We start from the raw sequence: 13,776 nt of genomic DNA on the forward strand, positions 1-13,776 counted from the left end.
TTTTAAAGCGCACTGTAAATCAAGGTTGGAAGACTGTCTATCTTTCCTGTTTCACCAGTTTATAATAAGCCTTCGCTGTCAGCATAAAAATCAAGGCATAAAATAGCGCAAACACCAATGCGGTGGCTAAGGTACACAGAATTATCAGTGTAGTATCAGTCAATCGAAACACCGCCAGCATTTTTGTAATGACCGGCATTGCAAAGCCAACGTGAATGACCGCCACTGCAAGAGGCAGGAAGAATACCATCAGGATTTGTTTGCCGATGGTTTTTTTGACTTCTTTTTTATCCATGCCAACTTTTTGCATAATCTCAAAGCGGTCCCGGTCTTCATATCCTTCGGATATCTGTTTGAAATAGATGATCAGCACCGTTGCCATCATAAACAGCGCCCCTAAAAATACTCCTAGGAATAAAAAGCCCCCAAAGATGGCATACCATTCGGAAATGGACAAATAAAGGTTATCCATATAAAAATCAGGATTCAGTTGTGTCAGTGAAGCCTTCAGATTTTCTGAGAAAAGCATTTTGTGCGCTTCTGTGCCATTCAAATTAAACAACGTCGCCGCCAATACGGTATTGGGCTGATCCTTAACTTCCATGGACTGGAGAATGGTTGTCATGGTTTGTTCATCATTAACAATGAGATAGTATTTGTCCATGAAATTTTCTTTCTTTTTGCTGTCTATGGGAATGAATTCCAGTTCTTCTTTAACGGTGTAATCATTATTACCAAAGGCTATGGCCTTTTCATTATAATTTTCACCAACCGAGAACACCATCACTTCATTTTCAGCCAGGGTTTTATGCGTTTGAGCCATTTGATTGTAGTCACTTAACGAAATAATAGAAAAATCACTGACCTCGTCATAGTATGCCATATCATCGCCATTGCTCTCCTCATAGGTATCCGGTAAAAAATGACTACCTTCCTGCATTGCCGTAAATTGACTGTAATTGAAGTTAAGCTTATCCACCACTTCCACATTTCCCTTTGTCTGGGCCTCTTCAATGATCCTTTCGATGGCTGAGGGATCGACCATGGCCGCCTCACCGGTAATGCCGACATCCAGATGGAACAGATCCCGCATCATGCTTTCCTGGCCGATGTACAGGGATATTGTGGTTGAAATAGTCACCAGCACCATGGTACACAGAATACAAATGCTGGCCAGGCCAACGGCATTTTGCTTCATGCGGTAGATCATTCCAGAAACAGAAATAAAGTTTCGTGATTGATAATAGAAGGGCTTATTCTTTTTCAACATTTTCAGCAGGGCAATGCTCCCTGAGGTAAACAACGCATAGGTTCCCACAATGACAAACAATACTGCCACTAAGAACAGCAGCAATGCCTCAAGCGGAGATTTCACCGTAAAAGCAATGGCATAGCCGATTCCCAGAGAAATGAGCCCAATCACTGTCATAATCCAGGAAGCTTTTGGTTCTTTCTCGCCTTGTTCCCCGCCTTTTAAAAGATCAATGGGATTTGCCAGCTTTACCTGCAGAAAATTTGTCAGCAGGGTCAGCAGAAAAACAAGGAAGAACACCGCCGCGGTTATGAAAAGCCCTCGAACATCCACATAAAAAGCAATGGGCGTTTGAAAACGAATCATGTTGAGCAGTAAAAGAAAGAGCAGCTTCCCAATCAGGATGCCTCCCAGCAGCCCCAACACCAGACTAATTGCGGCAGTATACAAGGTTTCATAAAACAATACCCTGGCAATGTGTTTCTTTTCCAGCCCTAAAATGCTGTACAGGCCCAGTTCCTTTTTTCGTCGCTTAATTAAGAAACTGTTGGTATAAAAGAGAAAAATCACTGCGAAGATGCCAATAAAAATAGTTCCCAGAAAAAGAATCATTTTGAGATTTCCAGAACCCGGCATGCTATCCAGACCCTCGTTTCCGTAAATGGAGATCATCGTATAAAAAGTAATGATTGAACCAATGCAGGTTAAGATATAGGGAATATACGTATTGGCATTTTTCTTAAGATTTAACAGCGCCAGCTTGGGGTAAAACAACCTATTCAATGTCGTTACCTCCTGATGCCAGCAAAGCCAGGGTGAATGATATTTTCTGATACATGTCATCATTGCTCATGGATCCGCGATAGATTTGATTAAAGATCTCGCCATCTTTAATAAACAAAACCCGATTGGCATGACTGGCCGCGGCCACGCTATGGGTCACCATTAGAATCGTCTGACCTAAATCATTAATGCTTGAAAAGATTTTCAGTAAATTCAAAGCTGACTTGGAATCCAGGGCCCCAGTGGGTTCGTCAGCCAGCACCAGCTTGGGATTGGTAATCAATGCCCGGGCCACGGCTGCCCGTTGTTTTTGCCCTCCGGAAACCTCATAGGGAAACTTCGTGAGGATCTCATCAATCCGCAGCTTTTCAGCAATGGGTTTGATCCGGCTATTCATCTCGTTATAGCCTTTCTGTGCCAATACCAGGGGCAGGAAAATATTGTCCTGGATGGAAAAGGTGTCCAGCAGGTTAAAATCCTGAAAAACAAAACCCAGATTATCCCGGCGAAAAGCCGATATTTCACAGTCCTTTATGCTTACAATGTTCCTGCCGTCCAAAAACACTTCCCCGCTGGTAGGCTTGTCCAGCGATGCCAAAATATTAAGCAGGGTGGTTTTTCCGGAACCGGACTCACCCATGATGGCCACATATTCCCCCTGTTCAACAGAAAAAGTCACATTTGACAATGCCTGAACCTGATTTCCTCCAAATCGCGTGGTGTATATTTTTTTTAAACTGTTAACTTCCAATAATCGCATCTTGTTCTCCCTTTTGTTTGAAATTCCATCGAAAAGTACGGTGTTTTTTGACGTCCGTTTATATAAACGGACGTCAAAATATAAAGATCTTGTTTTTACACTTTTCAACTAACTAAAGTATATTAAAAAAGAAACTGTTCGGCCATCGTTTTGGCTTACGTTTTCCTTTTTAACCTTACACTTTTGTAAGGTTGCCTTATAATGCTTCAAACTCCCGGGCGGATAAATCGATACTGACTTTGGTTCCCGCTCCCAGTATTGATGTTACGGTAATGGCATGGGACAGTTTATTGAGGACCTGTTTGCATAAATAAAGGCCGATTCCGGTGGATTTCTTATCCATCCGACCGTTGTATCCCGTAAAGCCGCGGTCAAAAATACGCTGGATGTCTTCGCCCCGAATACCGACTCCGGTGTCCTCGATGATCAGGGTTTTCGGTTTTTTTGCATCCATATAAATGGTGATTTTTCCCTGATGGGTATATTTGAGGGCATTTGATATAATCTGTTCCAACACAAAAACCAGCCATTTTTCATCGGTGATGACCTGACACTCCATTTCTTCCAAATCCAAGGTAATCTTTTTATTGATAAAGATCATGCTGTATTTTTTAACTGCCTGCCTCACTGCATCCAATAAATCATATTCTTTTAAGATCAAATCCGCGGACATGCTTTCAAGTCTAAGGTACTGGAGCACCATCTCAACATACTGTTCGATTTTAAACAATTCCTGCTGATATCCTTTGGTTTGCTGACTGCTGCCTGCTTCGGTTTGAAGCAATAATCCCATGGCTGATATGGGGGTTTTGATCTGATGGGCCCAAAGGGTATAATAGTCAAGCATTTCAGTCCGTTTGTTATCAAAGTTAAAAATCAGATCTGCCTGCTTGTCTGCCAGGCCAATGATCAGATTCTGATAATCCTGCTCCAGCAGATTTTTGGGATAGGGCAGCTGATGACTATTGGTTGCAATGGAATCCGACAGCAGCACAAGTCTTTGATGCCGCCCATAAAATCCGTAAAAATCCATGCAACCCAAAATCAGCCCTAATACCGCCACTAATTCAATACTGTAGGCAATAGGCTCCAGGGGCAAATGATACAGCGCATAAACAATGGTAAAAATAATGCCAAATAGAACAAATGCCGCCATCTGCTTTAATCGGCATTTTACATACGACCCAAGAACGAAGCTGAATTTGCTTTTCATATCAATCCCCTATCAAATAGCCAATGCCTTTTTTGGTGGCAATAAAATCGGTGAGTCCGGCTTCGTCCAATTTTTTTCGCAGCCGGGTAATGTTAACCGTTAGGGTATTGTCATCCACAAAGCAGTCACTGTCCCAAAGACCTTTCATGAGAATATCCCGGGATACTGCCTTGCCCTTGTTTTCCAAAAGAATATGCAGGGTTTTCAGTTCATTTTTACTGAGCTCCACCTTTTGATTCTCATAGGTAATACTGGCATCACCAAGGTTCAGAATGGCACCCTTGTGTTCTAAAAGATTCATCTGTCCCTGGAAGGAATAGGTCCGTCTGAGCAGAGCCTGAATCTTGGCAACCACCACGCTTAAATCAAAGGGCTTGGCAATAAAGTCATCCCCGCCCATATTCATGGCCATGACAATGTTCATGTTGTCGCTGGTTGATGAAATGAATATGATGGGTACCTTTGAAATTTTTCGGATTTCACTGCACCAATGATACCCATTGAAAAAGGGCAGTGAAATATCCATTAAAACAAGCTGAGGATCAGCGGCCACGAACTCATTGATAACCTGGTGAAAATCCAGAATTTCTACTGCTTCAAAGCCCCATTTGCACAAGTGATCTTTTAAAGATTTTGATATAACACCATCGTCTTCGACGATTAATATTTTATACATACTGCACCTCTTCCCCGGTTTTAGGTCATAATTTCGATTTTATGGTTTTATTATCATATCATATTCTTTTATCCCATTTTTATATTTTGAATTTTTTTCGTGAAAAAGCCACTGAAATTTTAAATTCCAGCGGCTTTGAGTAATGATGTCGGTGCCGGGGAAATAAGACTGCGCTGCTGATACTCCTGAATAGAACCGACCTCAAGTAATTCATAGGGCTCAATCATTCTCTGGGATTCACCCAAAAGGTGTTCGTTAACCTAGTTGTCGTCAATGTACTTTGCAATGTCTGAAAAAAGTTTTTCACTGAGCATAAAGGCTTTCTTATCATAAACAACCAGATTAACAGTCATTTCATGGTGCAGCAAAAATTCGCCGATGGCCGCAACCGCAATCTCGAGGGCCTGGTCTTTGGGATATCCATAAATTCCCGAAGAGATCAGGGGAAAGGCCATGGTTTTGCATCCATGTTTCAGCCCAAGCTTAAGGGCATTGCTATAGCAGTTGTGTAAAAGCTCTGCTTCATGTGAATCGCCGCCCTGCCAGATGGGACCAACCGCATGAATAATGTGCTTGGCCGGAAGGGCATAGCCCCGGGTGATCACAGCTTCGCCAACATTGCATTTGCCAATGCCATCGCATTCGGCCTGGAGCTGTGCCGCACCGGCGGCAGCAAAAATCGCACCGCAAACACCATCCCCCATTTTCAGCCTAGTATTCGCAGCGTTAACAATGGCATCAACCTTCATTTTTGTAATATCATTTCGGATTATTATCAGTGGCATAGTCACTATCCTTTCGCATGGTATATTTCAATGTTTATGCTTTTTCAATTATTATCTCATCCATTTTGATTTGATTAAGCCCGGTCTGCCAAAGTCTCAGCGAAATTCCTTTTGAATAAGAACAATTTCAGCCTCGGTCTCATTTTCGACAAAATTCAGTATATGATCCATCACCCGGTCACCCTGGGCCCTGTGATGAGCGATAATAGCCACGGCGATGACAATGGTCTGGTGGATATCCTGATCTTCGATTTCGACTACGGCGACATTAAAACGATTCCGAATTTTTGCAATCAGACCTTTGACGATGCTGCGTTTTTCCTTCAGGGAATGAACCCAGGGCGCATACAGACTGAAGGTAAGCGTTGCGATAATCATAACGATACTCCTCCGTATTTCATAGAATCCGTTAAAACTCAACAGAATTTATATCATATGTTTACCCGAATTTCATCCACACCCGCATTGTTCATAAAATAATCCTTGTTTTATCCACAATAAATACCTTTTGTGGATAGATTTTGTTAATCTTTTCAAAACTATTCCTCTTTTTAGGTAAATTCAGGACTCAGATGCTGCCATCCTCGTCCATGATTTTAACCATATTGAGAAATTGATCCATCCATTGATTATCCTGAAGCATAAATTCGGGATGAGATCGGACCTCTTCCGGAGACTGAACAAAGGTATCTTTAATCATTTCTTCTCCGCAATTTTCAATCAGGGCTTCAATAATAGGCCATGTATTTTCCAGATGAAACTGAAAACCAAAGACTCTCTTTTTATAAATAAAGGCCTGGTTTTTGCAGGCCCTGCTTGCGGCGATGACAATGGCGTCCTTCGGTAAATCTGCAAATGTATCGCCGTGCCATTGAAATACCACCGGATTTTCCGGAAAAAATGAAAACAGCGGCGATGCTTTGACTGCGCTGCTGAATGAAACAGGGAACCATCCGATTTCTTTCTGATTATTCGAAACGACTTTTCCGCCGATGACATCGGCAATCAATTGGCTGCCAAGGCACAAACCAATCACCAGCTTGCCCCTGTCAATGGCATCCTTAATCAGTTGCTTTTCTTTAATCAGCCAAGGATATTTTTTGTGTTCATAAATATTCATGGGCCCACCCATAACTACCAGCCAGTCAAAGGCTGAAAGCTTTGGCAATGCTTCGCCTTCATACAAATGGGTAGCGGTTACTGTACAGTGATGCTCCTTTGCCCATTCCAAAATCCGACCGGGGGTTTCAAAGGGTACATGCTGTAAATAATGAATTTTCATAGGATACCTTTCTGTTCACGCATACGCGATTCTTTTTTATGAGTATACCATTTTGGATTCAGCTCATGATGTTTTTTTTGTGAAACACCTCCTAAATTTTATCATTCCAATTAAAAAAGCGCACCAAATATTTGATACGCTCGACTAAGTACAAAATAGAAACTTAATTCTCCCGGTAGGTTCGGTCTTCGATCATGGCATCGTAAGCATCAGCAAATGCCAGAATCCGTTCTGTGACATTCCGACTTAAACCGACAATTTCGATTTCGCCCTCAGTATTGTAACGATATTTTTTCGAAAGCTCAACCCAAATAATATCACCGTTTTTACAGTATTGCTGTATCTCACTAATGTAATTTTTAGAATTTTCCGGATCTTGCATAAACTCCTGGAGGGTTTCTGCTAAAACTTCACTTTCAGATATTCGCGACTCCGGAGTAAGACTGGACTCATTGTTTTCCTGCATTGCTTCTTTTACTGTCAATCCTCTTAACTGAAATATGGAAGGGCTGATATAAGTATATTGACCCTTTTTTATATTATATACTGAAATAACATCCGTTACATTTTCAGTGATCAATCGGTATTTTTCTTCACTGGCACGCAATAAATTTTCGGTATTCTTGCGCTCGGTGATATCGTTGATCACCACTCGGTATACGGGTTTGCCCTCTGCATCCTGGGTTGCTGTGCCTACAAGGTGCGCCCAAAAGATGGTTTCATCTTTTTTCACCATCCGCAACTCCCATTCCTGGGGGTCACCGGTCTCCAAAAGCAGTTTGCGATGGAGATAGAAAATATCCTGGTCATCATGATGAATAAAGCTTTCAATTTTTTGGCCTGACAGGGCATTGCGCGTTGTTCCTAAAAGGGTTGCTAGGGTAAGGTTTGCCTCCAGAATTCCCCCATCCTGGCTGATGGTACAATAGCCCACCGGGGCCAGATCATAGAGATCGAAGTAGCGCGCCCGCACAAGTTCCAGTTCTGCCTGGGCTCTTCTCAGCTCTTCATTCTGTATCTCCAGTTCAATTTGATGCACATCCAATTCATGGAGTGCATGGCGCATTTCCTCCAACGACATAACTTCAAGGTCTTCCTGTGATAATCGCTTCTTTCCTTTAGTCATAGTTTCCGCTTGCCGGCGTAATTTCTGACTGTCAGTTGCGGTAAAACCCGATTGTTCTGATCGTTCAACCTTCTTTTCCATCGTACACCTCCAAGTTTTGATTATTTTCCAATTCCACTGATCGTTCGGTTGTCGCTATTGCATACATGTCGCCATCTTCATTTACCAAAGCCGTGGAAGTCATCCAGATTTCAACAGCTTTGCCATCCTTGGTCATTCGCTGGGTTCGGTAGGGTTCCAGAATTTCCGCCTGGGTCAGTTGCCGGATAGCATTTAATTCATCGGTCATCAGATCTTTGGGAATAAGATCACTAACATTCATTCCCAGGGCCTCGGATTCACTAAATCCATATATCTTCACTGCTGCGGGATTCCAGGCCAGGATATGACCATCCAGGTCCTGGACTGTAATCGCATCGTGTGAATCTCTGACGATTACAGCCAAACGCAGCAACTCATTGTTGGCTTTCTTAAGCGCTTCTCTAGTCGCCACATTTGCCGTAATATCAATAAAGTTAATAACTACCCCTTCAATCACGTTATTCTGGGTACGATAAGGAAGAATCCGCATGGTATAGAAATTCCCCTGGATTGTCTTCACTTCGATTTCTTTGGGGATAAGGGTATCTAAAACCGACTTTAAATCCTGGACGAGCTGGTTGTAATCCACAAAGTTTGGAACGATATGCCCAATGGGTCTTCCGATATCCCCCTGAATCAGGTTGATGATTTGTGTAGCGGCCGGGGTAAATCGCAGGATCTCCAATTTATGATTCAAAAAAACGGTTGCAATTTCCGTTCCCGCCAGCAAGTTATTCATGTCATTATTGGCCTGGGACAGATCATCCACCTTAACCTGAAGCTCGCCATTAACCGTTGCCAGTTCCTCATTTACGGATTGTAACTCTTCCTTGGATGTTTCTAATTCTTCATTGATAGATTGCATTTCTTCGTTAATGGATTGCATTTCTTCATTCGTCGATTTCAAGTCTTCGTTTGATGTTTCCAGTTCTTCTTTGACGGTCTGGAGATACTCATCCTTGGCTTGAAGTTCCTGTTTAAGGGCGATGATCATTTCACCGGAGTCGGTATCACTATCTTCCCGGGCTGAAATAGCCTCAGTGAGCAAAGCTTCTTCGGGTTCATCTGGGAATGTTTTTATTTCCTCAAAAACCACCAGATATAAATATGACTCAGGTATCTGTTCCAATCGAACCGGCACCCGACGAACCGTCAGATTAACACCTGTAAAATGACCGTTAGTTTTAACCAGAAGGCCCGGATATTCAACGATTTCTTTTTTCACTACGGCTCGCTGAAGTGCCATGGCGAGTTTGTGTCGCAGCCCTTCTCGCACCATTCTCAGGATATTGTTGACGCCCGCTTCACCCGGGGCTGGTTCCAGATATCTGCCGGTGCGGCCATGGAGAAAGAGTATATCGCCCCTGGCGTTGACCAGGGCAGCGACGATGCCAAGCTGTTGCAAAAGGGCTTGTTCCGTAAGCTCACGAAGTGGCATTTTTTTTACAATATCAGCCTTTCTGGCGGCCCGTGGGTACAAGCTGCCCATTGTTGTAAAACTCGGCATAAATTCAGCTCGTGTGGTACGCTGCTCGCCGAACGCAATTTCCTTTCGTTGATACAGCTTTGATTTGGCGTCCAGTGTTTTAAAAAGATCGCCATATTCGCCGATGGTCTCTGACGAACCCAGGAATAGAACTCCATCGGGTTTGAGGGCGTAATGAAATAATGGAATTAACTTCTTCTGGAGTTCACCACTCATATAAATCAAAAGGTTACGACAGCTGATCAGGTCCAGGTTTGAAAAGGGCGGGTCTTTAATGACATCCTGTTCCGAAAAAATCAGCATGTCCCGGATTCTTTTATGAATCCGATAACCGGAACCGTCCGGTTCTTCTGTGAAAAAACGACCCAACCGTTCCGGGGACATATCAGCAGCAATGCTGCCTGAGTAAAGCCCAGCCCTGGCTGTGGCAATGGCCTGACTGTCAATATCAGTACCAAACACCTTCACTGTGTAATTTTCTTTCAGCAAATCCATATGTTCCTGAATGAGAATGGCAATGGAATAGGCCTCTTCTCCGGTGGAACAGCCGGTTGACCACACCCGGATCTGAGCATCTGGGGTCTTGTCAATAAACAGGATCGGGATGACCTCTTCCTCAAGTACCTGAAATGCCTTGGGATCGCGAAAAAAATTGGTTACACCGATTAATATATCCCGAAAAAGCTCCTCCACCTCAAATGGTGTCTGCTGAAGAAATTTAAGATATTCGTCCTTGGAATCGATTAAATGCACTGCCATGCGGCGCTCAATACGTCTCAGAATCGTACTGGTTTTATATTGTGAGAAATCATGACCGGTTTGGGCCCGCAGCAGAACGCATATTTTTTTGAGCATACTCTCAATTTTAGGCTGAGTTTCCTTTAAGCATGGGAGTTTCACAAAAGCATGCTCCGCATAGGCCATCAGCTGGGCCGCCATCTCAATGGGCGGCAGGATAAAATCCATCAATCCCGTGGCAATGGCACTACTGGGCATGCCATCATACTCAGCGGAATCAGGACTCTGGGCCATGACCATTCCCCCTGCTTCCTTAATAGCTCTTAAGCCCACTGTTCCATCACTGCCAGTGCCAGAGAGCACAATACCAATGGCCCGATCTTCCTGATCCTGGGCCAGAGATTTAAAGAAAAAGTCAATAGGCAATCGTTGCCCTCGGGGTTCAGAAGGTTTGAGCAATTGCAGGGTACCATTTAAAAAAGCCATATCCATGCCTGGAGGGATGATATAAACGCAATTCGACTGTACCACTACCCCGTCTTCCACCTCAAAGACTTCCATCCGAGTGTAGCGTTGAATCAGCTCCGTAAGCATACTCTTGTGATTCGGGGCCAGATGCTGAACCAATACAAAAGCCATACCCGGGTCCATCTCAACCGGCATTCCAGAGAAAAAGGATTCAAATGCCGCCAGCCCTCCTGCAGAAGCGCCAATTCCGACGATTGGGAAATTACTCGCAGTATTTTGCGGAACCTTCTGTGAATCGATACCATTCTCACTGGAATTTTGATCTTTGCTATTAGACTCTGCTTCCAGCGTTTTCTGTTCATGGTTTTTCACTGTCATTCCAGTAACCTCCTCCTTTGCAATAAACGTTGCATATCTTCTCTATTTTAAATGACTTATAAATATCGCTTGGTCTGAACACTATCTATTTCATCCATTATAATCGTTTTCGTTTATAAATCCTACCTTAATTTCAAAACCTGAAAATTTTCAATGCTATTTCATGACGCATCTTGTCATTTTTTCTTACACTTAACCTGGATTTCAGCCATAAAAAAAAAAGAGTTTCCCCTTCCCCGACTATAGACGCAACAAAAAAGTAAGTCCTGGGGTCAATCGTAACATCAGTTGTGTGCATCAAGGCGAACAGGCCCTAGCCTGTACGATCTTTCAGCACACAACGATTTACCATTGTCCCCGGGACGAGTTTGCCGAAAAGCCCAGAAGATGATTCCCCTTCTTCTTTTAAACCACATCGCCGGTAATAATGAAAATTGGGTTGGCGGCTTTTAACATGGTCAATCCGCCAATGCCTTCGCCGCGGCTGATGCCAACCTGGATCAGTTCCACATTTTCAAAATAGTTATTCATCAAGGTGGTGGCTTGGGCGGCATTTTCCAAAGTGACAAAATTAGCAATCACCCGACCGCCGACACGGATTTGCTTCTTGCACCAGATAAAAAGACCTTCCATATTGCCGCCGGAACCCCCAATAATGACCCGATCCACCGGCTCAGTGATTTCTGTGAGAGCCTCTGGGGCTTTTCCCTGAATGATCGAGACGTTGTCAGCCTTAAAATGCTCTTTATTCTGGGCCACCAGTGCCAGTGCCGATTCCTTGGCTTCCACTGCATAAACTCTTCCCGGGGTGGCTGCATAGGCGGCTTCCATGGTTATCCCACCAGTGCCGGCGCCAATATCCACCACCACATTTCCGGACTCAATTCCCAGCAATGAAATGGTCAGGATCCGAATCTCCCGTTTGGTCATCGGAGCCTTTCCCCGGATATAGGCCTCATCTTTGTATCCTGCGATATTACTCATTCACAATCACCACCACTGCCAGTCCTTCCTCTTGATAGTCTAAGGCTTCCGTCAGGGTGAGCCTGGTAATTTTTTCGTTGGAGTAAGACAGTTCTTCCCCCACATAAATAATGCGGTTCTCCAGCCCCGCGGATAGCAGGGTTTGGGCAATAAATGCCGTATTGTTTGTTTTATCGGTTAACAGTCCCAGCTTTTCATTTTCTTCCACTTCCGTAATAAAATCCGGATCGCGACCGTGCAGGCTCATCAGCTTGGCATCTTCCCAGGTTAAATTTAGCTTGGCAAAAAAATATTGCAGCGAGCTGATTCCCGGAATACAGACAATATGCTTGATCGGAATCACTTTTTTGGCATAAGACAGCAGGCTGTGAAAGCCGCAATCTCCGGATACCACCAAAGCGGTTTTTTTCTTAGGATAAATCAGGGCGATTTCTTCCATCAGCTCACTTAAAGAGGTCCCTTTACCGATGTAGAGCATTTCTTTGCCGGTGGTATCAAAGCTTTCCGCATGTCGGACCCCACAGAGGATGACCTCGGCGTCCTGAATTTCTTTTTTGGCAATGGGTAAAATAAAGTCGGGATGTCCTGGTCCCAAACCAATGATTTTTAATGGATACATACGCATTCCCTCATCTTTTCTGCTTTTTTGCTTTCTCCCAGATGACCGTGGATTTTTGAAAAAAGAATAACCTCGATGTCAATAGTTCCATACACCCGGTCGCCTGCTTTTTTCTTTACAACCTCGGCCAAATGATTAAAATAATCCGGGATATTTTCTGCTAAAATAATGTCTGTGGCTTCGTCGGTTGTTTTGGAAGCCATAATTTTTTCCATGGTGGCCTGGGAGGCTCCTAAAATTCCGGCATGGGCGGTAAGAATTTCCATTCGTCCGTCAGCGACGTTGCTATGGGTATTGAAAATTCCCCCGGCCACCTTGACCAGCTTGCCTAAATGGCCCACCATCAGTATTTTTTCAAAACCCATCCGTTCGGCTTCATCCAGCATAAAGCCCAAAAAATTGCTGGTTTTGATCAGGACATCCAAATTCAAACCCAGTTCCTCGGAAAAATCTTTGCCGTAGTTACCAGGTGCAAAAATAATTTCCGTATGTCCCTTTGCTTTTAGAACCGACAGTTCCAATTTCATTGTCGCTTTCAGCGCATCCTCGCTCATGGGCTCAACAATCCCCGAGGTGCCGATTACCGACAAACCGCCGGCAATTCCCAGTTTGGGGTTAAAGGTGCGTTTGGCCAGTTCTTCGCCCTGGGGAATGGAAATTTCAACGATCCAGCCCTTGGGGAAATCACTTTTTCCCTTTAATCGCTGGCTTTCCAACACCTTCGCAATCTCCTGGGCCATGGTTTTCCGGGGGACCGGGTTAATGGCCGGCTCTCCGATTGGGATACTCAGTCCCACTGAGGTAACGGTGCCAACACCGATACCGCCGACAAACGCAATGCCCTCATTATCGGAGGGCTTGATTTTCGAAAAAATTTTAATCCCGTTGGTCACATCGGGGTCATCCCCGGCATCTTTAATCACCGCGCACGAAGCCCCGGCTGCCGAAAATTCCTGGTCATGCAAAACCAGATCCAGGGGCCAGCCTTTGGGGGTATCAATTTTTACGGTTTCGCATTTTTCCTGGGTCAGGTACATTTCCAAGGCAGCTTTGGTTGCCGCAGTGGCACAGGACCCGGTAGTATAGCCGTAGCGCAGCACTTTCCCGTTTTTTTCAATGGTTTTATTAAACATATTGTCTCCCTG

At 44.1% G+C, this 13,776-nt stretch carries 12 protein-coding genes; all 12 read right to left on the reverse strand.

The annotated features are described in order from the left end of the window. Window positions 1-37: 37 nt before the first annotated feature. The 12 genes from AKG39_RS13795 to cbiD all read right to left on the reverse strand — a co-directional run bounded on the left by AKG39_RS13795 (window position 38) and on the right by cbiD (window position 13,764). Window positions 38-2,035, reverse strand: coding sequence for an ABC transporter permease (locus AKG39_RS13795; protein ID WP_050740985.1), 1,998 nt, complete (start codon window positions 2,033-2,035; stop codon window positions 38-40). Next, window positions 2,028-2,795: an ABC transporter ATP-binding protein gene (locus AKG39_RS13800; RefSeq protein ID WP_050740986.1), complete on the reverse strand. Its 768-nt coding sequence runs from the start codon at window positions 2,793-2,795 to the stop codon at window positions 2,028-2,030. The genes AKG39_RS13795 and AKG39_RS13800 overlap by 8 nt, the downstream gene beginning before the upstream one ends. 196 nt (window positions 2,796-2,991) lie before the next feature. Next, window positions 2,992-4,008, reverse strand: coding sequence for a sensor histidine kinase (locus AKG39_RS13805; RefSeq protein WP_050740987.1), 1,017 nt, complete (start codon window positions 4,006-4,008; stop codon window positions 2,992-2,994). A 1-nt stretch (window position 4,009) separates the two neighbouring features. Continuing rightward, window positions 4,010-4,684 carry a response regulator transcription factor gene (locus AKG39_RS13810; protein ID WP_050740988.1) on the reverse strand — a complete coding sequence of 225 codons (675 nt, stop codon included), beginning with the start codon at window positions 4,682-4,684 and terminating at the stop codon, window positions 4,010-4,012. 260 nt (window positions 4,685-4,944) lie between these two features. Then, on the reverse strand, window positions 4,945-5,469 hold the full coding sequence (locus AKG39_RS13815) for a macro domain-containing protein (protein ID WP_083439571.1): 525 nt from the start codon (window positions 5,467-5,469) through the stop codon (window positions 4,945-4,947). 96 nt (window positions 5,470-5,565) lie between these two features. Next, window positions 5,566-5,847, reverse strand: a complete 282-nt coding sequence (locus tag AKG39_RS13820; protein ID WP_050740989.1) for a DUF503 domain-containing protein — start codon at window positions 5,845-5,847, stop codon at window positions 5,566-5,568. Between the two features lie 190 nt (window positions 5,848-6,037). Beyond that, window positions 6,038-6,751, reverse strand: coding sequence for a type 1 glutamine amidotransferase (locus AKG39_RS13825; RefSeq protein WP_050740990.1), 714 nt, complete (start codon window positions 6,749-6,751; stop codon window positions 6,038-6,040). A gap of 163 nt (window positions 6,752-6,914) precedes the next feature. Next, on the reverse strand, window positions 6,915-7,958 hold the full coding sequence (locus AKG39_RS13830; protein ID WP_050740991.1) for a PAS domain-containing protein: 1,044 nt from the start codon (window positions 7,956-7,958) through the stop codon (window positions 6,915-6,917). After that, window positions 7,942-11,028: a chemotaxis protein CheB gene (locus AKG39_RS13835; protein WP_083439572.1), complete on the reverse strand. Its 3,087-nt coding sequence runs from the start codon at window positions 11,026-11,028 to the stop codon at window positions 7,942-7,944. The genes AKG39_RS13830 and AKG39_RS13835 overlap by 17 nt, the downstream gene beginning before the upstream one ends. A 405-nt stretch (window positions 11,029-11,433) precedes the next feature. Then, entirely contained in the window at window positions 11,434-12,012 is a 579-nt protein-coding gene (cbiT, locus tag AKG39_RS13840; RefSeq protein ID WP_050740992.1) for a precorrin-6Y C5,15-methyltransferase (decarboxylating) subunit CbiT, read from the reverse strand. After that, window positions 12,005-12,631 (reverse strand): precorrin-6y C5,15-methyltransferase (decarboxylating) subunit CbiE, encoded by a 627-nt coding sequence (gene cbiE, locus AKG39_RS13845; protein ID WP_050740993.1) that lies wholly within the window; start codon window positions 12,629-12,631, stop codon window positions 12,005-12,007. The genes cbiT and cbiE overlap by 8 nt, the downstream gene beginning before the upstream one ends. Continuing rightward, complete coding sequence (gene cbiD, locus AKG39_RS13850; protein WP_050740994.1) at window positions 12,619-13,764, reverse strand: cobalt-precorrin-5B (C(1))-methyltransferase CbiD; 1,146 nt, start codon at window positions 13,762-13,764, stop codon at window positions 12,619-12,621. Before cbiD ends, cbiE begins: the two co-directional genes overlap by 13 nt. Window positions 13,765-13,776 lie beyond the last annotated feature (12 nt).

This window comes from Acetobacterium bakii, assembly GCF_001263355.1.
Taxonomy (GTDB): domain Bacteria; phylum Bacillota; class Clostridia; order Eubacteriales; family Eubacteriaceae; genus Acetobacterium; species Acetobacterium bakii.